Origin of the sequence: Nocardiopsis aegyptia, from assembly GCF_013410755.1 — a bacterium.
GTDB lineage: Bacteria > Actinomycetota > Actinomycetes > Streptosporangiales > Streptosporangiaceae > Nocardiopsis > Nocardiopsis aegyptia.
Genome location: NZ_JACCFS010000001.1, coordinates 2,838,828 through 2,864,445 on the forward strand (window position 1 = coordinate 2,838,828; position 25,618 = coordinate 2,864,445).

27 protein-coding genes and 1 pseudogene are annotated in these 25,618 nt (G+C 73.3%); 15 read left to right on the forward strand and 13 right to left on the reverse strand.

The window, feature by feature from the left end; all coding sequences use genetic code 11:
* Nucleotides 1–31 precede the first annotated feature (31 nt).
* Nucleotides 32–1,315 carry a GAF domain-containing protein gene (locus HNR10_RS12740; RefSeq protein ID WP_179823413.1) on the reverse strand — a complete coding sequence of 428 codons (1,284 nt, stop codon included), beginning with the start codon at nucleotides 1,313–1,315 and terminating at the stop codon, nucleotides 32–34.
* A 299-nt stretch (nucleotides 1,316–1,614) separates the two neighbouring features.
* Between HNR10_RS12740 and HNR10_RS12745 the strand changes: the two genes are divergently transcribed.
* The 3 genes from HNR10_RS12745 to HNR10_RS31185 all read left to right on the forward strand — a co-directional run bounded on the left by HNR10_RS12745 (nucleotide 1,615) and on the right by HNR10_RS31185 (nucleotide 3,447).
* Nucleotides 1,615–2,076 (forward strand): nitroreductase/quinone reductase family protein, encoded by a 462-nt coding sequence (locus HNR10_RS12745; RefSeq protein WP_179823415.1) that lies wholly within the window; start codon nucleotides 1,615–1,617, stop codon nucleotides 2,074–2,076.
* A 94-nt stretch (nucleotides 2,077–2,170) separates the two neighbouring features.
* Nucleotides 2,171–2,800: a hypothetical protein gene (locus HNR10_RS12750; protein ID WP_179823417.1), complete on the forward strand. Its 630-nt coding sequence runs from the start codon at nucleotides 2,171–2,173 to the stop codon at nucleotides 2,798–2,800.
* Between the two features lie 26 nt (nucleotides 2,801–2,826).
* Nucleotides 2,827–3,447, forward strand: coding sequence for a hypothetical protein (locus HNR10_RS31185; RefSeq protein ID WP_179819775.1), 621 nt, complete (start codon nucleotides 2,827–2,829; stop codon nucleotides 3,445–3,447).
* Between the two features lie 75 nt (nucleotides 3,448–3,522).
* Here the strand turns inward: HNR10_RS31185 and HNR10_RS31190 are convergent.
* Both HNR10_RS31190 and HNR10_RS12765 read right to left on the reverse strand, forming a co-directional pair.
* Nucleotides 3,523–3,894 (reverse strand): annotated as a pseudogene (locus HNR10_RS31190) (N-acetyltransferase family protein); the annotation flags it as partial.
* 45 nt (nucleotides 3,895–3,939) lie between these two features.
* Nucleotides 3,940–5,049 (reverse strand): CapA family protein, encoded by a 1,110-nt coding sequence (locus tag HNR10_RS12765; protein WP_179823419.1) that lies wholly within the window; start codon nucleotides 5,047–5,049, stop codon nucleotides 3,940–3,942.
* A gap of 79 nt (nucleotides 5,050–5,128) precedes the next feature.
* Between HNR10_RS12765 and HNR10_RS12770 the strand changes: the two genes are divergently transcribed.
* A complete protein-coding gene (locus HNR10_RS12770) occupies nucleotides 5,129–5,566 on the forward strand; it encodes a hypothetical protein (protein WP_179823421.1) in 438 nt (145 codons plus the stop codon).
* Between the two features lie 27 nt (nucleotides 5,567–5,593).
* Here the strand turns inward: HNR10_RS12770 and HNR10_RS12775 are convergent, their stop codons facing one another.
* Nucleotides 5,594–6,061 carry an NUDIX hydrolase gene (locus HNR10_RS12775; protein WP_179823423.1) on the reverse strand — a complete coding sequence of 156 codons (468 nt, stop codon included), beginning with the start codon at nucleotides 6,059–6,061 and terminating at the stop codon, nucleotides 5,594–5,596.
* Nucleotides 6,062–6,287: 226 nt separating this feature from the next.
* Nucleotides 6,288–6,890: a TetR/AcrR family transcriptional regulator gene (locus HNR10_RS12780; RefSeq protein WP_179823425.1), complete on the reverse strand. Its 603-nt coding sequence runs from the start codon at nucleotides 6,888–6,890 to the stop codon at nucleotides 6,288–6,290.
* Between the two features lie 117 nt (nucleotides 6,891–7,007).
* Between HNR10_RS12780 and HNR10_RS12785 the strand changes: the two genes are divergently transcribed.
* Both HNR10_RS12785 and HNR10_RS12790 read left to right on the forward strand, forming a co-directional pair.
* Nucleotides 7,008–7,334 (forward strand): rhodanese-like domain-containing protein, encoded by a 327-nt coding sequence (locus tag HNR10_RS12785; protein ID WP_179823427.1) that lies wholly within the window; start codon nucleotides 7,008–7,010, stop codon nucleotides 7,332–7,334.
* 145 nt (nucleotides 7,335–7,479) lie between these two features.
* Nucleotides 7,480–7,926, forward strand: a complete 447-nt coding sequence (locus HNR10_RS12790) for a DUF1801 domain-containing protein (RefSeq protein WP_179823429.1) — start codon at nucleotides 7,480–7,482, stop codon at nucleotides 7,924–7,926.
* 27 nt (nucleotides 7,927–7,953) lie between these two features.
* Here HNR10_RS12790 and HNR10_RS12795 read toward each other — a convergent pair whose 3' ends face one another.
* Together HNR10_RS12795 and HNR10_RS12800 are read right to left on the reverse strand one after the other, a co-directional pair.
* Nucleotides 7,954–8,937 carry a serine hydrolase gene (locus HNR10_RS12795; RefSeq protein ID WP_179823430.1) on the reverse strand — a complete coding sequence of 328 codons (984 nt, stop codon included), beginning with the start codon at nucleotides 8,935–8,937 and terminating at the stop codon, nucleotides 7,954–7,956.
* Between the two features lie 191 nt (nucleotides 8,938–9,128).
* Nucleotides 9,129–9,896 (reverse strand): dienelactone hydrolase family protein, encoded by a 768-nt coding sequence (locus tag HNR10_RS12800; protein WP_179823431.1) that lies wholly within the window; start codon nucleotides 9,894–9,896, stop codon nucleotides 9,129–9,131.
* Nucleotides 9,897–10,099: 203 nt separating this feature from the next.
* Here HNR10_RS12800 and HNR10_RS12805 point away from each other — a divergent pair, with 203 nt between their 5' ends.
* Both HNR10_RS12805 and HNR10_RS12810 read left to right on the forward strand, forming a co-directional pair.
* Nucleotides 10,100–11,284, forward strand: a complete 1,185-nt coding sequence (locus tag HNR10_RS12805) for a beta-1,3-glucanase family protein (RefSeq protein WP_179823432.1) — start codon at nucleotides 10,100–10,102, stop codon at nucleotides 11,282–11,284.
* Nucleotides 11,285–11,509: 225 nt separating this feature from the next.
* Entirely contained in the window at nucleotides 11,510–12,127 is a 618-nt protein-coding gene (locus HNR10_RS12810; RefSeq protein ID WP_179823433.1) for a hypothetical protein, read from the forward strand.
* 118 nt (nucleotides 12,128–12,245) lie between these two features.
* Here the strand turns inward: HNR10_RS12810 and HNR10_RS12815 are convergent, their stop codons facing one another.
* A complete protein-coding gene (locus HNR10_RS12815) occupies nucleotides 12,246–12,854 on the reverse strand; it encodes a TetR/AcrR family transcriptional regulator (protein ID WP_179823434.1) in 609 nt (202 codons plus the stop codon).
* 449 nt (nucleotides 12,855–13,303) lie between these two features.
* Here HNR10_RS12815 and HNR10_RS12820 point away from each other — a divergent pair, with 449 nt between their 5' ends.
* Together HNR10_RS12820 and HNR10_RS12825 are read left to right on the forward strand one after the other, a co-directional pair.
* Complete coding sequence (locus tag HNR10_RS12820) at nucleotides 13,304–14,407, forward strand: WD40/YVTN/BNR-like repeat-containing protein (RefSeq protein ID WP_179823435.1); 1,104 nt, start codon at nucleotides 13,304–13,306, stop codon at nucleotides 14,405–14,407.
* Between the two features lies 1 nt (nucleotide 14,408).
* A complete protein-coding gene (locus HNR10_RS12825) occupies nucleotides 14,409–14,693 on the forward strand; it encodes a ubiquitin-like small modifier protein 1 (protein WP_179823436.1) in 285 nt (94 codons plus the stop codon).
* Nucleotides 14,694–14,970: 277 nt separating this feature from the next.
* Here HNR10_RS12825 and HNR10_RS12830 read toward each other — a convergent pair whose 3' ends face one another.
* A complete protein-coding gene (locus HNR10_RS12830) occupies nucleotides 14,971–16,272 on the reverse strand; it encodes a DUF418 domain-containing protein (RefSeq protein ID WP_246406199.1) in 1,302 nt (433 codons plus the stop codon).
* Between the two features lie 82 nt (nucleotides 16,273–16,354).
* Here HNR10_RS12830 and HNR10_RS12835 point away from each other — a divergent pair, with 82 nt between their 5' ends.
* From HNR10_RS12835 to HNR10_RS12845, 3 genes are all read left to right on the forward strand, one after another.
* The gene (locus HNR10_RS12835; RefSeq protein WP_179823437.1) at nucleotides 16,355–17,620 is read left to right on the forward strand and encodes a sensor histidine kinase; all 1,266 of its coding nucleotides are present in this window, start codon (nucleotides 16,355–16,357) and stop codon (nucleotides 17,618–17,620) included.
* Nucleotides 17,617–18,267 (forward strand): response regulator, encoded by a 651-nt coding sequence (locus HNR10_RS12840; RefSeq protein ID WP_179823438.1) that lies wholly within the window; start codon nucleotides 17,617–17,619, stop codon nucleotides 18,265–18,267. Before HNR10_RS12835 ends, HNR10_RS12840 begins: the two co-directional genes overlap by 4 nt.
* Nucleotides 18,268–18,419: 152 nt before the next feature.
* Nucleotides 18,420–19,433 carry a zinc-binding dehydrogenase gene (locus HNR10_RS12845; RefSeq protein ID WP_179823439.1) on the forward strand — a complete coding sequence of 338 codons (1,014 nt, stop codon included), beginning with the start codon at nucleotides 18,420–18,422 and terminating at the stop codon, nucleotides 19,431–19,433.
* 49 nt (nucleotides 19,434–19,482) lie between these two features.
* On the opposite strand, the gene HNR10_RS12850 is transcribed toward HNR10_RS12845, so the two are convergent.
* Complete coding sequence (locus HNR10_RS12850; protein ID WP_179829702.1) at nucleotides 19,483–20,895, reverse strand: SDR family oxidoreductase; 1,413 nt, start codon at nucleotides 20,893–20,895, stop codon at nucleotides 19,483–19,485.
* A gap of 238 nt (nucleotides 20,896–21,133) precedes the next feature.
* Here HNR10_RS12850 and idi point away from each other — a divergent pair, with 238 nt between their 5' ends.
* Both idi and HNR10_RS12860 read left to right on the forward strand, forming a co-directional pair.
* Nucleotides 21,134–21,721, forward strand: a complete 588-nt coding sequence (idi, locus tag HNR10_RS12855; protein WP_179823440.1) for an isopentenyl-diphosphate Delta-isomerase — start codon at nucleotides 21,134–21,136, stop codon at nucleotides 21,719–21,721.
* A gap of 47 nt (nucleotides 21,722–21,768) precedes the next feature.
* The gene (locus tag HNR10_RS12860) at nucleotides 21,769–22,458 is read left to right on the forward strand and encodes an HAD family hydrolase (RefSeq protein ID WP_179823442.1); all 690 of its coding nucleotides are present in this window, start codon (nucleotides 21,769–21,771) and stop codon (nucleotides 22,456–22,458) included.
* A 429-nt stretch (nucleotides 22,459–22,887) separates the two neighbouring features.
* Here the strand turns inward: HNR10_RS12860 and HNR10_RS12865 are convergent, their stop codons facing one another.
* From HNR10_RS12865 to HNR10_RS12875, 3 genes are all read right to left on the reverse strand, one after another.
* Nucleotides 22,888–23,181, reverse strand: coding sequence for a DUF6221 family protein (locus HNR10_RS12865; protein ID WP_179823444.1), 294 nt, complete (start codon nucleotides 23,179–23,181; stop codon nucleotides 22,888–22,890).
* Between the two features lie 114 nt (nucleotides 23,182–23,295).
* Nucleotides 23,296–24,135 carry a glutamate ABC transporter substrate-binding protein gene (locus HNR10_RS12870; protein WP_179823446.1) on the reverse strand — a complete coding sequence of 280 codons (840 nt, stop codon included), beginning with the start codon at nucleotides 24,133–24,135 and terminating at the stop codon, nucleotides 23,296–23,298.
* 18 nt (nucleotides 24,136–24,153) lie between these two features.
* Complete coding sequence (locus HNR10_RS12875) at nucleotides 24,154–25,518, reverse strand: hypothetical protein (RefSeq protein ID WP_246407142.1); 1,365 nt, start codon at nucleotides 25,516–25,518, stop codon at nucleotides 24,154–24,156.
* Between the last annotated feature and the right edge of the window lie 100 nt (nucleotides 25,519–25,618).

Here is a 25,618-nt window from a genome sequence, read left to right on the forward strand (position 1 = left end):
GGGGCGTCACGGTGTCGGGCGCGCCGGGGCGTCACGCACCGAGTCGGCGCAGGCGGCCGCGCAGGGCCGCGTGCCGCGGGGACTCGGGCGTGTCCAGCGCCGCCGAGAGCACACGCGGGTCGTCCCGCCACTCGGGGTGCTCGGCCCAGGCCAGTCGCACGTCCGGCGCCGCGTGGGCGGCCAGCGCCTCGCACACCTCGGCGCGCAGCTCCTCGCGCAGGTCGACCACCCCGGGCGCCTCGGAGCCGGGCAGGACCGGCCCCGCGCAGGTCTCCAGGGCGCGCCGGTAGGCGCCGTCGGCCAGATGGCGGCGGACCTCGTCGACGTCGGTGTCCATCGGGTGGAGCAGGCGGTAGGGGCGGGAGGCGAGGAGCCCCGTCCCCAGCAGGCGGCGCAGCCGGGACATCTCGGCGCGGACGGTGACCGGGGAGGCGTCGGCCTCGTGCAGGCGGGCGCCGAGCGCCTCTCCGTTCAGCCCGCGCGGGTGGCGGGTGAGCAGCAGCAGGATCTCGGAGTGCCGACGGCTGAGCTCGACGGTCTGCTCGTCGAGGGTGAGGCGGGCGTGGTCGCGGCCCAGCACCCGCAGCACGGCCCGGCCCGGGGCGTCGGCGGGCGCGCCGTCCAGGGGGCGGCCCGGCGTGGGGATCCGGCCGCTGATCCGCTGGGCCCGCAGCTCCATCTCCGCGGCGGCGGCCGCCGCCCGGACCAGCGCCAGGGCCTGCGGCGAGGCGATGCGATCCTCTCCGGTGAGGTCGAGGACGCCGATGAGCGCGCCGGTGTCGGGGTCGTGCAGGGGCGCGGCCGAACAGCTCCACCGCTGCACGCCCCGGGCGAAGTGCTCGCTGGCGAACACCTGGACCTCGTGGTCGAGCGCGAGCGCGACGCCGGGCGCGTTCGTTCCGGCCGAGCGCTCCAGCCAGTTCGCGCCCTCGACGAAGTGCACGTCCTCGGCGCGGGAGCGCAGCCGGTGGTCGCCCTCGACCCACAGCAGGCGCCCGGAGGCGTCGCCGACCGCGAGGATCTGCGGGCCGGTCACGCCGTCGGCGAGCAGGCGGCGCAGCAGCGGCATGGCCACGGACAGCGGGTGGGCGTCGCGGTGGTCGCGCAGTGCGTGGCCGGTCAGCTCGACACTGGGCAGGGTGGCGTCGGGGTCGACGCCGTGCAGGGCGCTGCGCCGCCACGACTCCCCGACCACGTCGCGCACGCGGTGGCTGAGCCGGCCGGAGCCGGTGAAGCGGTCGTGGGCGACGGAGACGTCCCGTCGCACGGTGTCGGGATCGGCGTCCCATGACCAGGCGTTCCAGGCCCCGGGCATCGCGAACCTCCCAGCGGCGTGACGGCGGCGGCCGGTACGGACGGACCCGCCCGGTTCCTCTGATTCAATCCGCGCGCTCCCCGTCTGACAAGGGCTCCACCAGGAACGGGGCGCGGTTCGTCCCGGTCACGACCCGTGTGCGCCCCGGAGGTGGATTCCGGCGGTCCCGGAAGCGCAGGGCGCGCACGGCGGGGGCGCGGGCGTGCCGGCCGCATCGATCAGGATTCGAGAAGCGTCCCGGAGCCGGCGTCCCTAGCGTGGAGTCCGAAGCCAGGAGTCCGTTCGATCGGAGGTCGACGATGGCACGGCAACAGGAGCGGGGACGCGCGCCCGGCACGCCCGGGAGGTTCTCGCGCTGGATCCAGCGCCGGGCGAACGCCAGGATGGCCCGCAAGGTCCGCGGCGGGCGCGGCTCGTTCATGGGCATGGACGTGCTGGTCCTGAACACGGTGGGCCGCCTGAGCGGCCGGCGCGTCGAGACGCCGCTGGCGTGGTTCGCCGACGAGGGGGACGCCCGGCTGGTCGTCGCGTCCGGCGGCGGGAGCCGGCACCCGGACTGGCACGCCAACCTGATGGCGCGTCCGGAGGAGGCGTCGATCGAACTGCCCGGCCGTGGGGCCGTGCCGGTGACGCCCCGGCGGTTGGAGGGCGCCGAACGCGAGCGGGCGTGGGAGCGCGTCACGGCGGCGCAGCCCCGCTACGCGAAGTACCAGGCCACGTCGGACCGCGAGTACCCGGTGATCCGGCTCAGTCCCAGGTGAGGTGGGGCGTGGGTGGGGGCGCGGAGTGAACCGGCACGTGATCGCACGCGTCCCACACACGACAACAGGAACACCTTCAGTGAAGGGGTACGGCATGGCCACCCACGTCCGAGCCCACGCCGTCCCGGGGCGGATCCCCGCTGCGGAACTGCGGCCGCGCCGCCTCTGGTACGGGGTGGGCGCCGCGGTCCTCGCCGTGTCCGTGATCGTGGGCGTCGCGGGTTTCGCCGTCATGCTCACGCGGCTGCTGGCCGCCCCCGACTTCGTCGCGGAGGTGCGCGGCCCCGGCGAGGCGGTCTTCACCGTCGACGAGGACTTCGGCGAGCTGGGGCTCTACGGCAGCCCGGTCGACTGGGCCAAGGCGAGTTGCTCGGTGATCGCTCCCAGCGGGCGGGAACTGGACTTCGACTTCCCGCCGTACCGCTGGAACTGGGAGTCCGGGACGGAGAACTGGAACCTGACGGGGGCCGTGGTCCTCACCGAGACCGGCCGGCACACGCTCGTGTGCGACGGAGGCGACGACACCGTGTACGCGGTCGGGGACCTGGGGGCCGACGGGGAGGGCTTCACCTCGAACCTGCTGGGCGCCCTGGCGTGGGTCGTGCTGGTCCCCTCGGCGGGCCTCGCGCTCGGCGGGGCGGTCATGCTCGTCACCGGAGCGCGGCGCAACGCGCACCACCGCCGCCTGCTCGCGGAGCGCACACCACCCCTCGGACACACTTAGTCACGATATGTGGCACGATGCGTGCCATGTCCATCCCTCACACCCCTCCCCACCCAGGCCCCGTCGGCCTCGCCGAACCGGCACCGGCCGGTCCGGTCGGCGATCCCCCGGGCCCGGTCGTGCGCGGCCGGACCCGCATCGGCGGGCTGACGATCGGGACCGCCCTCCTCGCGGGGGCCCTGCTGGTCGCCTTCGGCGCGACCGCGCCGTCCCGGACGCCGGAGTTCATCGCACAGACGGACTCCACCGGGACGATGACCTTCGAGGTCCACGAGCGCGAGGAAGGCTCCTGGGCGCTGTACGGGAACACGGAGGACGCCCTGCTCTGCCGCCACATCGCGCCCTCGGGCGCCACGCCCCCGGCGGAGGCGGGGTCGGGCTGGCGGACCGACGACGGCCGCTGGATGCTGCTGGGCGTCCTGGACACGTCGGAGCCCGGCACCCACACCTTCACCTGCGAGCGGGAGAGGCACGGCGTGTTCGCGGTCGGCGGCTCGGACGTCGTGGCGGCGACCCGCGATCGGCGGGTCCTCGGTGTCGCGGGCGGCGTTGCCGTGGCCGGGATCGGCCTGCTCGTCGGCCTGGGGGTGGTCGTCTCCGCGGCCGCCGCACGCCGACGGCCCGCCGTGGCACCGGCGCACGAGTGACCGGGGCGGGCGCGGGGACACGGCGAACCCGTAGCGGGAGTAGGCGGCGACGGCCCGATCGTTGGAGTGCACGCTCACCCGCTCCAGCCCGAGCTCACCGGCCAGCCCGAGGACCGCTTCGACCAGCCTTCCGCCGAGCCCGCCGCCACGGTGCTCGGGAAGCAGGTAGACACACTGCACGTCTCCCGAGGCGCGGTCGAACGCGTCCGGATACGGCACCCGCCCGGTGACCGCCAACCACGCCATGCCGATGACGTCCCCGTCCAGCACCGCGACGAAGCAGTGGTGGGAGGCGGCGTTCCGCCCGGCCCAGGCGACGAACCGGGGCACGAACTCCTCCAGGTCGACCGCTGGTGTTCCGCGGGCCTGGTCGAGCCAGTGCCACCGGAGCGCGGCGACGGCGGGCAGGTCCTCGGCAGCGGCCGGTCGGATCACGACATCGCTCATCCCCCGATGGTGGCACCTCCCCCGCGCCCGGCCGGCCGGTGACCGTTACGGCCGGCCCGGCCAGTCCAGGACCAGGTCCCCGCCGTCACGGGCGAGCGCGCACCCGAAGGTGTCGCTGACCTCGGTGAGCCGCTGTCGGAGCCACACGACGTCCTCGCGCGGGGCCCGCCACAGCCGCATCCGGCGAACCCGCAGCGGCACCGTCCGCAACCCCAGCAGCCGTCCGGTCCCCGGTTCCACCGAGGCCAGGTAGAGCAGCCGCAGGTCGTCGCGGTACTCCTCGTACCCCTGGATGCCCTCGTAGTCGTTGACCAGGTCACCGCAGCCGTACAGGATCAGCCGACCGCGGCGGACCTCGATCGGGCGGGGCATGTGCGAGGAGTGCCCGTGCACGATGTCGACGCCTCCGTCCACCAGCGCGTGAGCGAACTCGACCTCGCGCGACACGTCGTAACCCCAATTGCCGCCCCAGTGGACCGAGGCCACGACCACGTCGCCGGGCTCACGCGCGCGGCGCACGCGCGCCACGACGTCGGCGACACCGGTCCCGGACGGCACCAGACCGACGCCCGGCCGGTCCCCGCGGGCCGCCCAGCCGTCGGGGATGCCGCTGGAGGGCAGCCCGAACGCGAACACCAGCACCCGCCCGCCCCCGCGCACGGGCACGGCGGCCGGCGCACACGCCTGCCCGGCGTCACGGCCCGCGCCCGCCGTGCGCAGGCCCGCCCCGGCCAGGGAGTCCAGTGTGTCCGCCAGCCCGGAGTACCCGAAGTCCATGACGTGGTTGTTGGCCAGCGAGCACACGTCCGGCCGGACCTCGGCCAGGCAGGGCAGGTTCGACGGATGGACCCGGTAGTGCATCTGTTTGCCCGGCCAGAACCCTCCGGCGCTCGTGACGGTCGTCTCCAGGTTGACCACGCGCACGTCGGGTCCGGCCTCCTCCAGCGCCGGCAGGGCGTCGCCCCACGGCCAGGTGAAGCCGACCGGGGCGGGGATCGGCCCGTTGGCCTCCTCGGCCAGGCGGACGTAGACCCGCGCGTCCCGAACGGAGCGCTCCTCCAGGTCCGGGTCGCCGGGGTGGGGCAGGATCTGGTCCACCCCGCGGCCGAGCATCACGTCCCCGGAGAGGAACAGGGTCACCGGACTGGTGCGCACCCTTCCAGGGTAGGACCGCGCACCGGACGGGCGCGTCTTCCGCAGCGCAAGGGAGCGGAACCCGCTGTAGATTCTCCGGATGACGCCGACGTCCCCCCACCCGAGCACCTGCCCCGTCCACGGTCCCGGAGGCGACCCCGACGCGCTCGTCGGCCGCCGCCTGGACCGGATCGTGACCTCGTGGCTCGTCAGTGAGAGAGAGCCCGACGTGGGACCGATCGACGTGTGGCTGATCGACGACCTGGACGGGTCGACCCGGATCACGGCGGGGTCGGACTGGTGCCTGCTGGTGGCGGCCGAGGCACCGGGAGAGGGCTGGGACCTGGGGATCTGGGGGCGGCTCGAACTCCGGGAGAGCGCGGCCGGGACCCCCTTCGAGCGCCATGTCGGCACGAGGGTCGGGGCGGTGCGCGAGCGCTGGGACCCGGCCACGGGCCGGGTGGCGCTGGAGGTCGGGTTCCCGACGGGCTCCGTCCACGCCGACACCTGGAAGGGCGACCTCCGTCTGAGCGGGTGACACCGGAGGGCGGGGCCCGCGCGCGGCTCAGCCCAGGTGGGGTTTGCCCCCGCGCAGGGCGTGGTCGACGCGCAGGCGCTGGGTGCGGTGCATGGGCAGGACGCCGAGCTCCTCCTGGGCGAACCAGGCCGCTTCGAGCGACTCGTCACCGGCCCTGAGCTCGCCCCGCACCGGCTGGGCCCGGAAGCAGACCGTGAACTGGCGGCGCACCTCGCCGTCACCGTGGACGACGACGTGGCGGGCGTCCGTGTAGGTACCCACGAGGCCGGTGATGCGCACCTCGTACCCGGTCTCCTCCCACACCTCGCGTACCGCGGCCTGGGACAGGCTCTCCGTCATCGCCACGGCCCCGCCGGGCATCGTCCACAGCCCGTGGTCCGCGCGCCGCCGCAGCAACAACTGCCCGTCCTCGTCGAACACGGCCGCGGTGGCCGCGGGGACCAGGCTGTTCGGCGCGGGAGCGGCGGGGTCGTCGTAGTACTCGGTGCGAGCCATGTTCCAGGGTCTCCTCGGGGGACGGGAGGGGCCGACGGTGTCGGCGACGGCAGCGTATGCGCCACACCTGCCCATACGACCGTCGCCGCACACCTGTGACCCGCCCGAATCCTCACCCTGGGTGTCCTCCGTCACCGGGCGTGGCCGCCCGCCGGCGGCCTCGGCCCGTTCCCGCGCCGAACCCGCTTCCAGCGGGAGCACCCGGAGGTCGGTGCCGGACGCTGGTCTAGGGCGCGTGCACGGGGGCGACCAGCGCGTCGACCGCCTCGGCGACGCCCGCGCGAATGCGCCCCCAGTCGATCCCTTGGGAGAGCAGTTCCGCGTTGAGGTCGGCCGCCACCATCCCCAGGAGCACGTGGGCGAGGTGGTCGGGTTCGGGCCGGTCCGCGCACAGGATCGCCAGGTGCCGGTGCCAGAACACGTACGCGCCGATCCGGAACCGGGCCCCGGGCGCGGCGGTCTCCGACAGCCGGACGAGGTCCAGGTGGTCGGCCAAGTAGTCGAGGTAGGCGTCGAAGAAGGCCAGCGCCCGCTCGCGCGCGGGCGCGCCCGGGCCCAGCGGGGGCCGTCCGAAGACGACGGCTTCCTGGAGTTCGCGTTCGCGCTGGTCGAGCAGGGCCGAGACGAGGCCGGACTTGTCACCGAAGCGGCGGAACACGGTGCCCTTGCCGACCCCGGCCGCCTGTGCCACCGCGTCCACGGTCAGGGCGGCCACGCCCCCCTCGGCGAACAGTCGGGACGCGGCCTCCAGGACGCGGGTCCGGTTGCGCGCGGCGTCGGCGCGTTCCCGGGGCGGTCGGCGCAGGACCCGCAGCAGTTCGTCGTTCACGGCACCACCCTACTCGACAATCGGACCTAAGTCCGGTTATGCTCACGACCACAAGCGGACTCAGGTCCGATTTTTTTCACCGAGAGAACCGGACCATAGTCCGGTCGGGAGAGCCGCATGACAGCACTGATCAGCCGTGACGAACTGAAGAAGCACATCGACGCCGGAACCGTGACCGTCGTGGACGCCCTGGGCGGCTCCTACTACGAGCAACAGCACCTGCCCGGAGCCGTCGCGCTCACGTCCGACGAGGTCGCCGGCCAGGCGGCGGAACTGCTCCCCGAGAAGGACGCCCTCATCGCCGTGTACTGCTCCAACCCGGGGTGCGGCAACAGCCAGGCGGTCTCCACCGCGCTCGAGGGGCTCGGCTACACCCGGGTGCGCAAGTACCGTGAGGGCATCCAGGACTGGGTGGAGGCCGGCCTCCCCGTCGACAAGGGCTGACCGCGCACCACCACGAACCGGCTCCCCGAGCGGGAGCCGGTTCGGTCCTCCGGGGCCACCCGGCCGTTCCCCGTTCCGGCGCCGGAACGCAGCCGCCCCGGCGCGGTCCGCCCCGGCCGACCGGCCGCGTGCCTACAGTGGTGCCATGGTGTCCAGTGCGGCGGCCACGCCCGACGAGTACCTGTCCGAGCTACCGGAGGACCGCGCCGAGGTGCTGCGCGCGATCCGCCGCGTCGTCCTCGACCGCCTTCCGCCCGGTTACGAGGAGGGCATGGAGTTCGGGATGATCAGCTACCACGTCCCCTTGGAGCGCTTTCCCGACACCTACAACGGCCGACCGCTGGGCTACGTCGCCCTGGCCGCGCAGAAGCGGCACTTCTCCCTCTACCTCATGGGTGTGTACGACGAGGAACTCCAGCGGGAGTTCGCCGACGAGTGGCGGGCCACCGGGCGCAGACTCGACATGGGCAAGGCCTGCGTGCGCTTCCGCGCACTCGACGACGTCGCCCTCGACGTGGTCGGCGACTGGGTCGCCCGCTGGTCGGTCGACGACATCATCGCCGCCTACCGCGCGGGCCGCGAGCGCTCCTGATCCGTCCCGGCGGCCCGTGCGGGCCGGTCAGGCGCGGTCGGAGCCGTCGGAGGTCAGCGGCAGGTCCTGAGGCCGGACCGGCAGGGGCGACCTGAGCGTCGTGGGCTCGTCCGCGTGCAGGGCGTCGTGCACGGCCGCGGACAGCAGCTCGATGGTCTCCACCCCGTAGGCCATGCCCGCGTTCTGGTCAGTCAGGATCGCCATCCGGTACGGGCCGGCGCTGGTGCCGTCGATCGCGCCGATGCTGTTCACCCGCCAGATGTCGGTGCCGTCGTAGGGCAGCCAGCCGTTCTTGTTGATCGTCGAGGCGCCCTCGGGCGCCCCCGCGGGCACGCCCCACCGCTGCTCCTCGATCACGTCGCCCATGAGCCCACTGGCATAGGCGCGGCTCTCGGCGCGGAGCACGTCGTTCTCCTCGGTGATGAGGCTCAGCAGGTGCAGCTCCTCCCGGGCGTTGATCTTCATCAATCCCGTGTAGTTCTCCGGGTGCAGGACGGTGTTCGGCATGTCGGCCGCGTCGAGGAAGTCCTGCATGCGCTCCCGGCCGAGGTCGTTGCGCAGTTCGATGGTGGCGGCGTTGTCGGACACCGTGATCATGGCGGTGGCCAGCTCGTCCTCGCGCTCGGTGAGTGCGCGCCCCTCCTCCTGGGCGTGCCAGAGCAGCGTGCCCAGGACGATGACCTTGCCGACGCTGGCGGCGTCGTAGCGCTGGTCGGCCTGGTGGCCACAGGTGAGCTCGCCGTCGAAGGCGGAGACGCCGAAGCCGAAGTCGGTGTCCCGCTCCGCGCCGATGTCGGTGACCGCCGCGGAGATGGCCGCGGCGGCCTCCGGGTGCAGGACCGACTGGCACACGGGCTCCGCGCTCGGGTACTCGTCGGCGTGGGCCGTGGCCGGGAACAGCCCGAGGGCGAGGAGCGCGGCGGCGCCTCCGGCGGCCAGGCCGGACCGCCACGTCGGGCCGGTCGGGAGGAGGCGGACGGCGGGGGCCGGGGACTGGTGATCGTTGGTCAAGGTGAACCCGTCTGGGACTCGTCGGAACCGGATCTCGAAGGCCTCCGCACGCGGGGGCCTCCCGTACTTCTATCGGAGTCCGTGGCCCTCACGGTTCATCCCATCGCGCTGTGTCACGGTCCCGTGTGGTCACCGGGCCTGAGCACGCCCTCGGACCGATCAACCGCCCCGTCGGTCGACCTGGTCCACGTTCAGAGCGGGACCCCGCCCCCGCCGTACGGCTCGCCGTCCGTGCGCTCCGAACCCAGGTGCTCACCGAAGAAGGCCTCGATGCGGCGCCACGCGTCGGCGGCCGACTCCGGGTGCGGACCCGTTCCCATCGCCCGCAGCACCACGCGCAGGGCCGCGGGACGGGCCGGCCCGACGTTCATGAAGGAGTGCCCGGCCTCCGGGTACTCCTTCACGTCGTTGGGCACGCCCTCGGCGTTCAACGCCCGTTCGAGCCGGGGCGCGGCGCCCCTGAGCATCCGGTCCCTGGCGGCGTAGCTGGCGACCGTGGGGCAGGTACCGCGGACCGCCGCCGCCAGGTCGGGCGGCATCAGGCCGTAGTTGGGCGCGGCCGCGTCGAAGTCCGGCGCAGCCGCGATCGCGAAGCCGCCGCCCATGCAGAAGCCGACGACACCGATCCGGCCCGTGCAGTCCGGCTGAGCCAGGAGCCAGGAACGTGCCGCGGAGATGTCGGTGAAGGCGCGCCCGTGCCCGGTGGAGACGGCCCGCATCGTGCGCGCGACGCACCGCAGCATGCCGCCGTCGCTGTACAGGTCGGGCAGGAGTGCCAGGTAGCCGAGTCCGGCGAGGCGGTCGGCGTGCCGGCGCATCTCCTCGTCCACGCCGAACACCTCGTGCAGGACCACCACCCCGGGCCAGGGGCCCTCGCCGTCGGGTCGCGCCAGGTATCCGCGCAGGCGGCGGGAACCGTCGCCGTCCCGGGTGTACTCGCTGAGGTCGATGTCGGTCAATGCGGTCTCCCGTGTCCGTGCCCCCGAGCCGTTTCCACCACCCTAGGACGCCGCAATCCATGTGAGGTGGGTCACATGACCCCCCTGTCGCCACCGAAAACTCCCGCCCCGCGTATTCACTCCCCTTACACCGGTTGACGCGCCCGGTAACTAAATGGTCACTTAGTTTCCAGTCTCTTCCCCGCTCTCCAAGGAGACCGCACATGATCGACCGCAGGCTCTTCCTCGGCAGCGCGTCACTGGCCGCGACCGTCCCCCTCCTCGGCGCCGCGGGATGCGCCACCTCCCGCGCGGACCTGACCGCCGCCTCGTCCTCCTCGGGCACGGCCAATCCGGGAGCGCTCCCCGTCGGCTTCGCCAACGAGTCCGGGCGCTTCTCCGACGACGACGTCCTCGTCTACGTCGTGGGCACCGACCTCACCACCGGCGGACACTGCCGGGTCGACGCCGCCGGCACGCCGCACCCCGTGAGCGAGAGCGACAACACCGACGACGGGTACACCGACTACTCCATCCCGCTCTCGGAGGCCTCCGGCCTGACGCTGCCCTACATGTCCGGGCGGATCTACCTCGCGCTCGGCGGCAAGCTCGGCATCCGCATCGTCGCCGACGGCAACGGGAACCCCGCCCTCCAGCTCCCCGCGGGCTGGGTGGAGGACGACCACGGCTTCGACATCCTGCACGACACCGTGGAGTTCACGCACAACGAGGACGGGATGTTCTGCAACACCAGCATGGTCGACCAGTTCAGCGTCCCGATCGGGATCCGGCTCACCGGTGCGGCGGACCAGACGACCGGCACGTTCGAGCCCGGTGGGCGCCGGGCCGTGTTCGACACGCTCGCCGCCGACCCCGACTTCGGCGTCCTGGTCCACGACGACCTGCGGATCATCGCCCCGGGCCACGCCCTGGACTCCGGGATCTTCCCCGCCGACTACTTCGACCCGTACGTGGACCGGGTGTGGTCCCACTACGCCGCCAACGACCTGAGGGTCACCACCAACGCGGGCACCTTCACCGGGCGGGTGCGGGACGGCCGGCTGGTGTTCGACGGCGGCGTGAGCCCCATCGCCAGACCCTCGACGAGGGACATCCTCTTCTGCGACGGCGCCCTCAACGCCCCGAACGATGGCATCACCGGCCCGGTCGCGGCCATCGTGGGCGCGGCGTTCAACCGCGGGACCCTGCTCTCGCACGCCGACCAGCCGGCCTCGGACCCCGAGGAGTTCTACGCGTCCGACATCTCCAACCGCTACGCCGGGGTCTTCCACGAGCACACGGTGGACGGCAAGGCGTACGGGTTCGCCTTCGACGACGTCGGCGACTTCGCGTCCTACGTCCAGGACCACGACCCCTCGGCGCTCCACGTCACCCTGACCGCGTTCTGATCGGAGCCGGTCCGGTCCGACCTGGCCCGGTCCGACCCGTTCCGCCCCCTCCGGTCGGAACCGCTCCGACCGGCGAACCGCCTCCGCGCCCCCGCCGCCCGGTCCGATCCGCGCGGCGGGGGCGCGAACCGGTCGGTCGACACCCTCGCAGGTCAGTCCCCCGAGGAGTAGGGTGAGTGATTCCCCTCACATCGGCGAGAGGCCTCCCCCATGCTGCTTCGCCCCTTGAGCGCAGCCATAGCGACACTGCTCGTCACCGGCCTGGTCACGGCCTGCGGTGGAGAACCGTTCCCCCGGCCCGGCTACCGGCTCTACCGCTCGGGCACGTACTTCGTGCACCTGCCCAGCGACTGGTACGACGCCGGGGGCGACCCCGACGTCGAGTGGACGGCGCCACCCGACGGCGGACCCGACACCGGCATCATCACCTCACCGGACGGGAACATCGTCGTGCACACGATCTGGGACGGCGCGGACCCCGGGGAGACCGCCGAGCGCTGGATGGAGCGCAACGAGTCGTCCCTGGAGCGAGAGGCGGACTCCTACGAACGGCTGTCCCTGGACACGGGCGCGGACGACGGCCTGTTCGGCGACGGAGGCGCGTCAGCCGTCCTGGTGTTCGACGCCGTTCTCGAAGGCGGCGAGTCCCAGTGGGTCGACGTCGAGTACGACGACCCGCACCGCCGGGCCACCCAGAAGGCCGTCGTGGAGCCCGGCTCCGGCACCGTCTTCGCGATCCGGGCGAGCACACCCGCGAGCGCGGCCGGCGAGCACGCGGACACCGTCGAGGCGATCGTCGACAGCTTCCGGCCGCGCCCGCTCGACCTCACCGGCGACGCCTGACCTCCGCGGCCCGGCGCGACGGACCGCACCGTCCGGGAACGGTCACGGTCCGTCGCGACCCTGCACCTGACGCGGCGGCGGGCCGTCCCGCGGACGAGGGTGTGCGGGGCGGGCGCCGTCAGGCCCCGGGGACGTGGAGACCGCGCAGGAGCGCGTGCGCCTCGTCCAGACGCCCGGGGAAGGCCTCCGGGCTCTCCGAGAGGCGCAGGGCGGCGAGCTCGCAGGCCATGGCCGTGTGCGCGGCCAGGACGGCGACGTCCTCGGCGGTGCCGATCTCGATGAGCGCGGCGGCCAGCCGGTCGGCCCGCTGCTCGTGCGTGAGCAGGTAGCGCGAGCGCAGGTCGACGCTCTCGCGCAGCAGGCGGGCCAGGACCGCCGACCGCGCCGGGGACGGCACCGAGTGCCGGCGCGCGGAGACGGCGGCCTCGCGCAGCAGTTCGACGGCGGCACCCAGATCCTTGCCCGGCACCTCGTCCCCGTCGCCCGCCTCCCGCACGCGGGCGCACATCCGGTCCACCTCGGCGCCGTCGTCGGCGAAGAGCACCTGCTGCTTGTCGCCGAAGTAGCGGAAGAAGGTGGTCCGGCCGACCTCCGCGCGTTCGGCGATCTGGGCGACGGTGACCTTGTCGAACCCGTGTTCGGCGAAGAGCTGGAAGGCGGCCGACACGATGGTGGCGCGAGCCTTTCGCCGTTTGCGGGCGTGAAGCGTGTCCGGGGGGTGTTGCATGAGGCGAACCCTATCGAGTGGGAACTCGGAACTTGTTGGTACGCAGAACCATTAGGACGGTGGTCCTGAAACCAACCGCGAAGACCGAGCGAGCGGGAAGTCGTGTGACCAGTTCGGGCGGGCGGGAAGACGGACGGTCCAGGCCATAGCCCGAGCGTGCACACCGGTTGGCCCGGAATTTTATTGCAGACACCGACCGCACTCGCAACCGCCTACCTCGGAACTTACGCCACGCACCCGGAATGCGGTTCCCCGATCACTATCGGCGCCGCCCACTGCGACCGATGACACATTTACCGACCGAACAGCATTCGATGACTCGCGCATTCGTTGTGGCCATTGACTATTGACCCGCGCGGGGTGGTCGGGAGCGCGGCCATCCCGGCCTCTCGCCGTTTGTCACACCAGTGTGACATGGTGGAGACCTCCGTCACATCCTGGAGTTGGTCATGACGTATCTCCTGGTCATCGGCACGCGCAAAGGGCTCTTCACCGCCCGCAGCGAGGACCGGCGCACATGGCGGGTCGACGGCCCGCACCGCCTCGACGCCGCCGACTACGCCAGCATGAGCTCCGTGTACGCGGTGGGGATCAACCCCCACTCCGGCCGTATCCTCGCCGGCGCCGAAAGCTCCCATTTCGGCCCGAGCGTCTGGTATAGCGACGATCAAGGGGCGACCTGGCACGAACCAGACAAAGCACCCATCGCCTTCCCGGAGGACACCGACGCCTCCTTCACCCGCGCCTGGCAGTTCGCCTTCGGCGACGACGCCGACACCGTGTACGCCGGTGTCGAACCGCACGCCCTGTTCCGGTCCGGTGACGGCGGGCTGAGTTTCGAACTCGACCGCGCGCTCTGGGACCACCCCCACCACGACGACTGGTTCCCCGGCGCGGGCGGCGGCGCCATCCACACCATCCTGCCCGGGCTGCTGGCCTCCGGCGGGCGCGCGCCCGACGCCATGACCGTGGCGATGTCCACCGGCGGCGTCTACCAGACCCGCGACGGCGGCGGAAGCTGGAAGCCCGCCAACCGGGGCATCAGCGCCGGGTTCCTGCCCGACGAGGAGCCCGAGTACGGCCAGTGCGTGCACAAGGTCGCCGCGGCTCCGGACGGCGTGATGTACGCGCAGAACCACCACGGCGTCTACCGCAGCGCCGACCCCGCCGGGCAGGGCTGGACCGCCATCGAGAAGGGCCTGCCCACCGACTTCGGCTTCGCCATGGTGACCCACCCCGGGCGGCCCACCAGCGTTCTCAACTTCCCGGTCGTCAGCCAGGAGGTCCACCTGCCGCCGGACAACCGGCTGGCCGTCTACCGGACCGACGACGCTGGCGACAGCTGGCAGGCCTACGTCGACGGCCTGCCGGACGACGCCTACTTCGGCATCGTGCTCCGCGACGGCGCGTGCACCGACGGCGCCGACGTGCCCGGGTTCTACTTCGGCACCCGGACCGGCGACGTCTTCGCCGCCACCGACGACGAGGGCACCTGGCACCAGGTGGCCGCCCACCTGCCGGACGTCCTGTGCGTGCGGGCCACGGAGGTATGAGATGCGTGTGACCGTGCACCTGCCCGGTCTGCTGCGGGCCGACGCCGGAGGGGCCGCGCACGTCCCGGTGGAGGTCTCCGACGGCACACAGCTCGGCGGGGTGCTGGACGAGCTCACCACTCTGCATCCCGGGCTGGACCGGCGGATCCGCGACGAGCAGGGGCAGCTGCGCCGCTACGTCAACGTGTTCGTCAACGGCGACGAGTGCCGGGCGATCGGCGGCCTGGACGCCAAGGTCCCCGAGGACGCCGACGTCCGCCTCCTGCCGTCGGTCGCCGGAGGCTGACCCCCGCGGAGTCCCGAGTCCACGGACGGACGCGCCCACGCACCGGTCCGCCAACGCGGCACCGGGACGTCACGGCCGCGCCATGACCCGGAGGTGCGGCCGGGCGGTCCGCCGCGGGCAGCGGGACGGACGCGCACCGGCACCGTCGCGGGGGCGCCCGGGGGCCTGCCCCGGCGCCCGGGTGGACGACCCCCTGCCCCGGGAACCGGCATGACGACCGCGCCGTGCCCGGAGACGAGGCCGGGCGGTCCGCCCGAGCACCGGACACGGCCGCGTCTCACATGTGCGGGGCGTCGGTCCGGCCGCTTCCGGTCTCCGTGAGCCGGGCCGGTCGGGCGGGCACGGCGGGCGGGGCGTCGTCGGCCGGGAGCCGCATCGGGACCGGGCGCAGGAGCGTGAGGCTGCGCCAGACCCACTCCAGCGGGCCCAGCCGGAACCGGCGGGCCCACCAGCGCGCGGCCAGCGCCACCACGACGAAATAGGCCATGGCGAGGCCGTACTGCGCGAGCAGCGGCACCTCCCCCTCGAAGGGCCCCATCACCACCAGGAACACCAGCGTGCTCCCCAGGTACGCGGTGAGGGTCATCCGGCCCAGCGGTGCGAGTCCCGTCAGCACACGCGCGGACGTGCGTCCCCGGTTCATCACCCACCACACCAGGCCGAGGTAGAACAGGGCGCCGCCGAGCCCCATCAGCGCGCCGCCCATGGACACCAGCATGTCCGATCCCGGCTCGCGCGGCGGCATGCCGTCGGGCCCCAGACCGACCGGCACACCGTCCGCGTCCAGCTCCAGCGGAAAGAACAGGTCGGCCGCGAACATCGTGACCATCCCCAGGACCTGACCGCCCAACCCCAGCACGACCAGCCGTAGCGGCAACCGGGACGGGCCGCCGGGCGGAGCGTCCGGCCCCGACTCCAGCCGCCGGGCCAGCCACACACCCACACAGAAGAAGCCCAGCGTCTGCGGCACGAGGACGACCACGACCGCGAGTTCGTGGGTCTGGGGCGCGAACGCGTCGACCACGGGCGCCAGCGCGAAGGCCGCCGCCGCGGCGTAGAGCGGGCGGGCGCGCGATCCGGCGAGCAGCAGCGGCATCAGCGGCGCCAGCACCAGGGCCGTGAGCGCGTAGTGGGTGAGGATGTCCCCGGAGAAGACCCACAGGTGCGGTGCCCCGAACAGCACGCCGAGCACGAGGTAGCGGCGCAGCATCAGGACCAGCGGTCCGCCGCCCCGGCGGGCGGCCGCCCGCCACGCGAACACGGCGCCCGCCCCGAGCAGCACCATCAACAGGGCGCGGGCCTTGCCCGACATGAGCACTGACAGCGCGGTGTCCACGACCGAGGTCACCAGGTCCGGGGCGCGCTCCCCCACGCGCTCGGCCGCGAACACGACCGTGGGCGCGTTCATCAGCACCACGCCGATCATCGCCAGCGCCCGCGCGACGTCGAGGAAGGGCACCCGCCCGCCGGAGGGCGGGCTCTCCGCCGCGGTCACGGGTGCGGTCGGGCTGTCGTTCACGTGGGCCTCCCAGGGCGTTCGGATCACCCCAGCGTCGCCTTCGGAGCACCCCGCGCACATCGACCCATCGACCGACCGCCCCGAGCCCGGCCTCGTCCTTTCGGCCGAAGGCGTCCGGCCGCGCCCGGTCTAGCCTGGTGGCATGGCGTTGAACAGGGCCTTCGGCCGTATCGGGGACCGGCTGCCGACCGTGGTCGGCGCGCTCCCGCGTTCCGTGCTCGTGATCGTCGCCGTACTGCTGACGGCCGTGCTGCTCCAGTCCACGACGAGTCTGGTCAACGACCTGTCCGACCCCACGTGGCCGGGCCCGCCCCCGACGCCGATGTCCTACCTGCCCCTGGTCTCCGGTGCGCTGGCGACCCTCCTGGCCCTGCTCGCCCTGCGGCCGCGCTCGGGTCCGGTCCTGACGACGGGGGCCACAGTGAGCGCGTCGCTGGGGGTCGCGGCCGTCTCGGCTCTGCTGTGGCCAGTGCCCAAGGGCACGTTCGGGTTCGGGTTCGTGATGGCGGAGGTGTTGCCCCTGCTGGTCCTGCTCACGCTCACCGCGCTGCGCTCACGTCCATGGCAGATCACCGCGGTCTGCCTCGCGGCCTTCGCCGCGGCGCTCTCCGACTACCTGCGCGAACCCGTCTTCTGGTCCGGACAGATCACGACCGCCCTGGGCTTCGTGGCCGTCGGCCTGTCCCCGGGGCTGTACCTGCGCTGGCGCGAGGCCCAGCGCCGCACGTACGTGGAACGGGCACGCGGCCAGGAGCGGCTCGCCATCGCCCGCGACCTGCACGACGTGGTGGCGCACGAGGTGACCGGCATCGTCGTGCAGGCGCAGGCGCTGCGGCACATCGCCGACCGCGACCCCGCCGCGGTGCGCGACGCGCTGCCCGAGATCGAGGCGGCGGGCACGCGCGCGCTGGAGTCGATGCGCGCGATGGTCGCCCGGCTCCGGGAGCCCGGCGAGGCGCCCCTGGCGCCGAGCCCCGCCGAGGGGCTGGCCGCGCTGGCGGCGCCCGCCGCGGCCGGGCGGCCCGAGGTCAGGGTGAGCGTCGACGGCCGGATGTCGGACCTGCCCACCGACGTGGCGACCACGGTGCTGCGCGTCGCCCAGGAGTCGGTGACCAACGCGCTGCGCTACGCGCGCGGGGCCGCCCTCGTCGGTGTGGAGGTCGCGATCGCGGCGGACGAGCTGCGCCTGCGCGTGCACGACGACGGCCGCGGGGGCGCGCCTCCGGTGGGCGGCGGCCACGGCCTGGTGGGGATGGCCGAGCGCGTCCGGCTGCTCGGTGGGGACCTCACCGCGGGCCCCGGCGACCACGGACACGGCTGGACGGTACGGGCACGGCTGCCGCTGACCGCCGCCACGGTGCCGACCACGACGGCCGGCGCCCACGACGACCGGAACGAGGACGCGTGACGATACGGGTACTGCTCGCCGACGACCAGCGGATGGTCCGGACGGGCTTTCGCTTCATGCTGGACGCGGAGGACGACATCTCCGTGGTGGGCGAGGCCGGGGACGGGGTCGAGGCGGTGCGGATGGCACGCGAACTGTGCCCGGACGTGACCCTCATGGACATCCGGATGCCGGGCATCGACGGCCTGGAGGCGACCCGCCGCCTGGCCGGACCGGGGGTCGCCGACCCCCTGCGGGTGGTCGTGGTGACCACGTTCGACCTGGACGAGTACGTGCACGCGGCGCTCACCGGCGGCGCGGTCGGCTTCCTGCTCAAGGACGCCGGTCCGGCGCTGCTGGTCGAGGCCGTGCGGGCGGCAGCGCGCGGGGACGCCCTCGTCTCGCCGAGCATCACCGTGCGACTCCTGCGGCACTTCGCCGCTTCCCGGCCCCCCGCACCGGCCCAGGACGACGTCCTCACGGCCCGGGAGCGCGAGATCGTCCGGGCCGTGGCGCGGGGTCTCACCAACGGCGAGGTGGCCGAGGAGCTGTTCGTGACGGTGAGCACCGTCAAGACCCACCTGGCGAGCGTCCAGACGAAGCTGGGCGCCCGCAACCGGGTGGAGGTCGCGGCCTGGGCCTACCGGAACGGCCTGATGGCGGAGTGAGCCGGTCCGCGCCGACCCCAGGGCCCGGCCCCTTGACGAAAACCTGAGCTGGATCTGACCAGTATCGCCCGTGTCGTCCCGGTACCGCCGCGGGTACGAAGCGTGATGATTGCCTGGAATCACCCATCCGCGACCACTGCGAGGGATGACCCATGGCCACCATGCGCGCGGCCCGGCTGAACGTGACGACCAGAACCCTGGAGGTCACCGACGTGCCCCGGCCGGTCCCGGGCCGGGACGAGGTCCTGGTGCGCGTGATGGCGGCGGGCGTGTGCCTGTCGGACGTGCACCTCATCGACGGCTCCCTCACCCCGCTGCACCTCAAGGGCGACACGGTCACCCTCGGACACGAGGTGTCGGGGGTCGTGGAGGAGCTGGGCCCCGAGGTCCTCGACGTGGGCGTGGGCGACCGGGTGGCGCTCCAGGCCGGCGAGCACGACCGCCACGGCCAGGTCCTGACCCGCGGCGTGGACTACGACGGCGGCTGGGCGGAGTACGCGCTGGCGTCGACGGACACGCTCGTGCCGATCCCGGACGCGCTGCCCTTCGACGAGGCGGCGATCATCCCCGACGCGGTCTCCACGCCCTGGGCCGCCGTGACCACGACCGGGGACGTCCGCCCGGCGGAGGCGGTGTGCGTGTGGGGCGTCGGCGGCCTGGGCGCGCACGCCGTGCAGCTGCTGAGACTGGTCGGGGCGGCCCCGATCATCGCCGCGGACCCCGACGCGCAGGCACGCGCGCGGGCGCTGGACTACGGCGCCGACGTGGCCCTGGACTCCACCGCCGAGGACTTCCTCACCCGGATCGGCCAGCTCACGCACGGGCGCGGCCTGGACGCCGCGTTCGACTTCGCGGGGGTCCCCGTGGTGCGGGAGCAGGCGGTCAAGGTCCTCGGCGAGCACGGCAGGCTCGTCCTGGTGGGGCTCACCAACCGGCCGCTGGAGGTGGCCGACGGCACCCGATTCAGCTACCTGCGCCAGCAGATCCTCGGTCACTACGGTTCGGAGCCCGAGCACGTCGTGCAGCTGGTGGACCTGGTCGCTGCCGGGCGGCTGGAGTTCAGCCGCTCCATCAGCGACTCGCTGTCCCTGGGCCAGGCCCCGGAGGCGGTGCGGCGCCTCCGCGAGCGCATCGGCTCGCCGGTGCGGATCGTCCTGCGCCCGTGAGCCGTGCTCGTAGGGGCCGTTCGGGCCGTTCGGGCGGCACGACCGGGCGCTACCAGTTGGCCGGGGCGTAGTCCTTGAGGAAGCAGCCGTGCAGGTCCTCGCCGAGCTCGCCCCGGACGATGGGGTCGTACACGCGCGCGGCGCCGTCCTCCAGGTCCAGCGGGGCGTGGAACCCGGCCTCGGCCAGCCGCTCCTTCTCCGGGTGCGGGCGCTCGTCGGTGATCCAGCCGGTGTCGACCGCGGTCATGAGGATGCCGTCGGTCTCCAGCATCTCCGGGGCGCTGGTGCGGGTCAGCATGTTCAGCCCGGCCTTGGCCATGTTCGTGTGCGGGTGCCCCGGGCCCTTGTACCCGCGGCCGAACACGCCCTCCATCGCCGACACGTTGACGATGTAGGTGCGGCGCGCCTTCGACGCCGCCAGCGCGGGCCGCAGCCGGTCCACCAGCAGGAACGGCGCGCTCACGTTGCACAGCTGCACCTCCAGCATCTCGACGGGGTCGATCCCGCCGATCCGCTGCGTCCAGCTGTTGACCGGCGCGAGGTCGGGCACCAGGCCGCCGGCGTCGATCGCGGTCCCCGCCCGCACGCGGTCGAAGGAGGCCGACCCCGTGGTGAGCGCCAGCGACGTGAGCATCTGCGGGGTCAGCGCGTGCGCGGCCACCGCGACGCCGTCCTCCGGCGCCTCGTCCAGCGCGCGCGGGCGCACCCCGCCCAGCACCAGCGGCTCGGGCAGGCCCTCGCCCGTGAGCGGTCGGGCCTCGGCCTCCAGCAGCGGGGCGTAGGAGGCGGGCGAGCGGCGCACGGTCTGGGCGGCGTTGTTGATGAGGATGTCCAGGGGACCGCGTTCGGCCACCTTGTCCGCCAACCGCAGCACCTGCGCGGGGTCGCGGAGGTCGATGCCGACCACGTCCAGGCGGTGCAGCCAGTCGCCGCTGTCCGGCATCGCCGCGAACCGGCGCACGGCGTCGTTGGGGAAGCGCGTGGTGATCGTGGTGTGGGCGCCGTCGCGCAGCAGCCGCAGCGCGATGTACATCCCGATCTTGGCCCGGCCGCCGGTGAGCAGCGCCCGCCGGCCGGTCAGGTCGGTGCGCGCGGCCCGGCGCTGCCGATTGAACGCCGCGCACGACGGGCAGAGCTGGTGGTAGAACGCGTCGACCTCGGTGTACTTCTGCTTGCAGACGTAGCAGGGCCGCGCCCTCATGAGCACGCCCGCCAGTGCGCCGCTCGCCCCGCTGGTGAGCGCCCGGCCGCTGGTCTCGTCGTCGATGCGGTCCGGCGCGGCCGTGGCGGTGGCGGCGAAGACCGCGGAGTCGTGCGCCTGCGCGGCGGCACGGCGGTCGCGGCGCCGCTGCTCCTTGACGTACTTGAACAGCTTCGCGGTGGACTGCTGGAGCGCGCGCGAGTCCGGGTGGTCGACGGGCAGTTCCTCGGCCGCGCGGAGCACCTCCAGGCACACGCGCATCCGCTCGGGGTCGATCCCGTCCCCGGCCGCGGCCGGTCCGCTCCGATCCTGCTGGTCTGTCGTCTCCGTCACCACTGACTCCACCGCTGTCCCTGAAGGTCCCCGAGCGGGGGCCTCCAGGAAGATTACGCGGCGCCGGGGACCGACCGGGGCGCAGTGTGGTGCCCGGGACGGGTGACTATGGGAGGGAAGACTGTTGACGTGCGGGACCGCAGGCCCCGCGAGTTGGGGGAGAGCCGTGATCCAGCCGACGACCGCCGCCACCGAGCGCGTGGTACTGCTCGACGAGCGGTACGAGCGCGTGGGCGTCGCGGACAAGGCCACCGTGCACACCCGCGACACCCCGCTCCACCTGGCCTTCTCCTGTTACGTCCTGGACTCCGACGGACGCGTCCTGGTCACCCGCCGCGCCCTGGGCAAGACCACCTGGCCGGGGGTGTGGACGAACAGCTGCTGCGGCCATCCGACTCCGGAGGAGGACCTGGAAACGGCCGTGCGGCGCCGCGTCGGGCAGGAACTCGGCATCGCGCTGACCGGTGTCCGCCCCGCCCTGCCCGACTTCCGCTACCGCGCGGTGTCGGCCGAGGGCATCGTCGAGAACGAGTTCTGCCCGGTGTTCTGGGCCCGGACCGCCGACACCCCCGATCCCGACCCGGCCGAGGTCGCCGAGTTCGCGTGGACCGGATGGCGGGACCTGGTCGCGACCGCCGAGCGCGCCCCCTGGGCCCTGAGCCCGTGGGCGGTCGAGCAGATCCCCCGGCTGGACGCCGCCTTCGGGGGCGCCCCGTCCGAACCGACCGGAGAACGCACGGACCGAAACGGGTAGGTACCGGGTCAGCAGCCCCCCACACTCCCCAGGAGTTGAGTGAGTCGATGACCGCCTCCCCCTCCCCCGCGCCCCGCCGACCGGCCGCACTCGCCTTCGACGTCTACGACACGCTCTTCCCGCTCGCCCCGCTGGAGTGGCGCTTCCGCGCGGCCGGCATCCCCCGCGTCCTCATGACCCGCTGGAGCGACCACCTGCTGAGGGACGCCTTCGCCCTCGCGCTCCTGGGCGGCGGCCACTCCTTCGAGGAGGTGGCCCGCGGCGCGCTCCGCGACATCACCGGACACCAGATCGCCCCCGCCGCGGAGGACACGATCATCGAGGGGATGTCCGAGCTCACCGAGCGGCGCGAGGCCCCGGCCGCCCTGGCCGCCGCGCTCGAGGCGGGGCTCAAGGTGGTGACCCTGGGCAACGGCGACGACGGCCCCGCCCACGCGCTGATGGCGCGGTCGGGCCTGGACGCGCTGGTCGACGGCGTCCTGAGCTGCGCGGCCCCGAACAGTTGGAAGCCCTCCTCCACCCCGTACCTGGCCGCGGCCGAGGCCCTGGAGATCGACCCCGACCGCCTCGCCCTGGTCACCGCGCACGGCTGGGACGTGGCGGGCGGCGCACGGGCGGGACTGGTCACCGGTTGGTCGGCCCAGCTGGAGGGCCGCTTCCCCTCGGTGTTCACCCCGCCGGACGTGACCGGCCGGGACCTGGTCGAGGTGGTGGACGGACTCCTCGCCCTCAAGTGACACCCCGGCCCGGTCTCACCCAGGGACCTCCGTGGTTGTGGGCCCGCACCGCGCTGCCGCCCCCTGAAGAGGTACGCCGTTCCGCCTGCCGTGGCCAGGGGGATGGAAGGTGCCCTGGGCCGTTCCGCCCGCCGTGGCCCGGGGGATGGAAGGTGCCCTGGGCCGTTCCGCCCTCCGTCACCACAGGGGTCAAAGGTGCACCTCGATACCCACAGGACACCAGTGGGTTGAAGCCGGACTGTTCCACATTGGGGGGCACAGGGGGTCTATCCGGGCCAAAGCGAGGAACGAGCGGAGGCCCAAGGCAAGCACGGCGAGGGCGCCGACGCGTCCTGGAGGGCCTGGAGGTGTGTTCGTGAGGAACGAGCGGACACACCGGAAGGCGCGAAGGACGCGTCTACCAGGCGCCCGAGCGCCCGAGCACCCCCCTTATTGCTCCCAGGAGCGGTCGTACTCCGGGTGCGAGCGGTAGACGGCCGCCAGGTACTTCACGGCCAGCCGCCAGGCCAGCAGTTCGGACCAGGGGTCGGCGCCGTTGACGGCGGAGGGCGATTCCAGGAGGCGCATGCTCGTGGAGTGCGCCTGGGCGTAGCCGTGGAGGATCCTGCGTTTGGCCGCGACCTCCGCGAGCGCGCGCTCGCGACCGCGGGAACCCACGGGGACGGCCTTCGAGGCCCGTTCGTCCTCGTCCAGGCGGGCACTCAGGAACTCGACGATGGTCAACGGACAACTCCCATCCCGTACCCCCATTGCCCTACACAAGGGTCAGTATCTGCCATTTCCCCCGCCTCGACCACACCCCCGCGACCGGCCCCCTGGCCGGTCCCGGTCCCGGACTCAGCTGCATCCCTCGAACTGCGGCACGCTCGTGGTCACCTCCAGGTCCGTCTCGCCGAACCAGGTGTCCAGCAGCTCCTCCGCGGTCCCGTCCTGGTACATCTCGCTGACCGCCTTGTTCACCGCCTCGCAGGCGCGCACGTCCCCGTACGGCAGCCCCACCCCGTACTTCTCGTCCGTGAACGGGTTGTTGACGAACCGGAAGGCCTCCGGGTCCTCGGCCAGGAACCCGGCCAGGATGAGGTTGTCCGTGGACACGGCGTCCACGTCGCCCTCGCGCAGGCGGTCGATGCACGCGCTGTAGCTCGGCGCGTCCATCTGCCGCACGTCGATCCCCAGGCCCTCGGTGATGCGCCGGGCCGAGTTGGAGCCCTCCCCCTGGCACACGCTGCGCCCCTCCAGGTCCCGCACGCTCTCGATGTCGGTGGCGTCGGCCCGCACGAGCAGGTCCTGCTTGGCCACGTAGTAGGGGCCGCCGAACGTCACCTGGGTCTTGCGGGCCGGCGTGATCGAGTAGGTGGCGAGCACCATGTCGACCTCGCCGCTGATCAGCTTCTCCTCGCGCTCGCTGGAGACCAGGCCCACGAACTCGACGTCCTCGGCCGCCACCCCCAGCCGCCGCGCGATGTAGAGGGCCACGTCCACGTCGAAGCCGGAGAACTCGCCGTCCTCCCCCTCCAGCCCCAGCCCGGGCTGGTCGTACTTGACCCCCACGGTCAGCGAGTCCGCGTCGACCAGCGACGCCTCCTCTCCCATCACCGCGGAGCAGCCGGGCAGTCCCAGCACCGCCACGGCGGCCAGGGCGGCCGCGGCGACGGTGCGACGGTGTCGGTACCTCATCGGCCTGTTCCTTGTCTCTCAGCGGTACTCGGCCAGCCGTGGGCGCACACCCGCGACGACGAGGGCCAACAGGACGAGCGTGCCGACCGGCAGTGCCCACGACCACGGCGCAAGCGCGCGGTCGCCGCGGTCGATACCCTCGGTGAACGCCTCCTGGTGGAGCCGGGTGAGCTCGTTCAGCGCGTCCACGTACTCCTGGAAGACGCCGTCCTCGGAGTGGGCGATCCCCATCCGTTCGTCGAGGGCGGCCGCGGTGTCGCCCTCCTCCGCCGCCGCGCGCATCGCCCGGTCCCGGTCCTGGATGGCGGCGTAGGCCGCCAACACGTCGGCCAGGGCGTCCTCCTGGCCGGACAGCAGGGCGTCCTGCGCCCGCTGGCCCAGATAGCCGAGCGTGCCGGGGTCCTCCTCGTCGGAGCCGTCCGAGCCCGGCAGGTCCGGGTAGGACTCCGTGACGCCGTCGATCTGCTCGTAGTAGTCGTCCAGGTTGGTGGCGGGCCGGAACAGCACCGCCTGGGCGCGGTCGAGATAGGTCTGCTGGTAGTTGTCCGCCCGTCCGGGGTCGGCGAGGTAGCGGCTCTGGTCGGCCTGCATGTCGGTCGCGATGGCACCGGCCCGGGCGAGTGCCATCGCCGCGTCCAGGCCCTCCTCCTTGGCCCGGCTCTGGTGGCCGCCGCTGGTGTTGAGAGCCAGCACCACACCCACCGTGAGCACCACGGTCCCCGCGGTCGCCGCGATGAGGAGGACGTTGAACCGCCGCCGGAAGCGCACCCGCAGGTACAGCTGGAGGGCGACGAGGGAGGCGACCGCCGCCACGCCGACGACGCCGACCCACACGAGGCCGATCGCGACGGACTCCTGCCCCTCCTCGTGGTTGGCGCGGACGATCGCCGAGGAGTCCAGTCCCAGGTTGAAGGCCTTGGGCAGCAGTTCGGTGTGCATCAGCCGGGTGGCCGCCCGGTAGGTCGCCAGGGCCTCCTCGTCCACCTCGCCGGGCGGCGCCCCGGCCTCGTCGTTGGTGAGGCGCGCCTCGGTGGCCAGCTGCTCGTAGGTGCCCATCCCGTCGAGCACCGCCTGGACGTTGCGCTCCTCGACGGTGTCGCCCTCGGTCAGCGAGGCCGCCTGGAGCAGGGCCTCGTTGGCCCGGGCGCGGCTCTCCTCGTAGTGTTCAAGGGCGTCCTCCCGCCCCGAGCCCAGGTCGTGGTCGGTCCCCATGAGCAGGACGTCGGCCATCCGGGCGTCCATGTCCGCCAGGGCCAGGTAGAGCTGCGTCGTGGCCATCGCCTGGGGACCGGCGTTGTGCCCGAGCACGTTCAGGCCGTCCCTGGCCTGGTTGAGCGTGAACGTGGCCGATCCGAACAGCGCCACGATCGCGGCGACGCTCATCGCCGACAGCAGCCACAGCCGTGCGGGGGTCGTGCGCAGCCGGCGCCGGGACCGGGCGATCCGTCCGCCCGCGGCCGCCGGTGCCTGCGCCGCGGGGGGT

What these genes read in the sequence shown, in the direction of transcription:
- HNR10_RS12830 (WP_246406199.1), bottom strand. Translation starts at nt 16,272, where the DNA reads ATGTGCGCGGGGTGCTCCGAAGGCGACGCTGGGGTGATCCGAACGCCC.
- HNR10_RS12820 (WP_179823435.1), top strand. Translation starts at nt 13,304, where the DNA reads ATGACGTATCTCCTGGTCATCGGCACGCGCAAAGGGCTCTTCACCGCC.
- HNR10_RS12740 (WP_179823413.1), bottom strand. Translation starts at nt 1,315, where the DNA reads ATGCCCGGGGCCTGGAACGCCTGGTCATGGGACGCCGATCCCGACACC.
- HNR10_RS12745 (WP_179823415.1), top strand. Translation starts at nt 1,615, where the DNA reads ATGGCACGGCAACAGGAGCGGGGACGCGCGCCCGGCACGCCCGGGAGG.
- HNR10_RS12850 (WP_179829702.1), bottom strand. Translation starts at nt 20,895, where the DNA reads ATGCGCGTGTGCCTGGAGGTGCTCCGCGCGGCCGAGGAACTGCCCGTC.
- HNR10_RS12805 (WP_179823432.1), top strand. Translation starts at nt 10,100, where the DNA reads ATGATCGACCGCAGGCTCTTCCTCGGCAGCGCGTCACTGGCCGCGACC.
- HNR10_RS12770 (WP_179823421.1), top strand. Translation starts at nt 5,129, where the DNA reads ATGACGCCGACGTCCCCCCACCCGAGCACCTGCCCCGTCCACGGTCCC.
- HNR10_RS12860 (WP_179823442.1), top strand. Translation starts at nt 21,769, where the DNA reads ATGACCGCCTCCCCCTCCCCCGCGCCCCGCCGACCGGCCGCACTCGCC.
- HNR10_RS12785 (WP_179823427.1), top strand. Translation starts at nt 7,008, where the DNA reads ATGACAGCACTGATCAGCCGTGACGAACTGAAGAAGCACATCGACGCC.
- HNR10_RS12815 (WP_179823434.1), bottom strand. Translation starts at nt 12,854, where the DNA reads ATGCAACACCCCCCGGACACGCTTCACGCCCGCAAACGGCGAAAGGCT.
- HNR10_RS12825 (WP_179823436.1), top strand. Translation starts at nt 14,409, where the DNA reads ATGCGTGTGACCGTGCACCTGCCCGGTCTGCTGCGGGCCGACGCCGGA.
- HNR10_RS12845 (WP_179823439.1), top strand. Translation starts at nt 18,420, where the DNA reads ATGGCCACCATGCGCGCGGCCCGGCTGAACGTGACGACCAGAACCCTG.
- HNR10_RS12835 (WP_179823437.1), top strand. Translation starts at nt 16,355, where the DNA reads ATGGCGTTGAACAGGGCCTTCGGCCGTATCGGGGACCGGCTGCCGACC.
- HNR10_RS12875 (WP_246407142.1), bottom strand. Translation starts at nt 25,518, where the DNA reads ATGAGCGTCGCCGCGATCGTGGCGCTGTTCGGATCGGCCACGTTCACG.
- HNR10_RS12870 (WP_179823446.1), bottom strand. Translation starts at nt 24,135, where the DNA reads ATGAGGTACCGACACCGTCGCACCGTCGCCGCGGCCGCCCTGGCCGCC.
- HNR10_RS31185 (WP_179819775.1), top strand. Translation starts at nt 2,827, where the DNA reads ATGTCCATCCCTCACACCCCTCCCCACCCAGGCCCCGTCGGCCTCGCC.
- HNR10_RS12750 (WP_179823417.1), top strand. Translation starts at nt 2,171, where the DNA reads ATGGCCACCCACGTCCGAGCCCACGCCGTCCCGGGGCGGATCCCCGCT.
- HNR10_RS12790 (WP_179823429.1), top strand. Translation starts at nt 7,480, where the DNA reads ATGGTGTCCAGTGCGGCGGCCACGCCCGACGAGTACCTGTCCGAGCTA.
- HNR10_RS12775 (WP_179823423.1), bottom strand. Translation starts at nt 6,061, where the DNA reads ATGGCTCGCACCGAGTACTACGACGACCCCGCCGCTCCCGCGCCGAAC.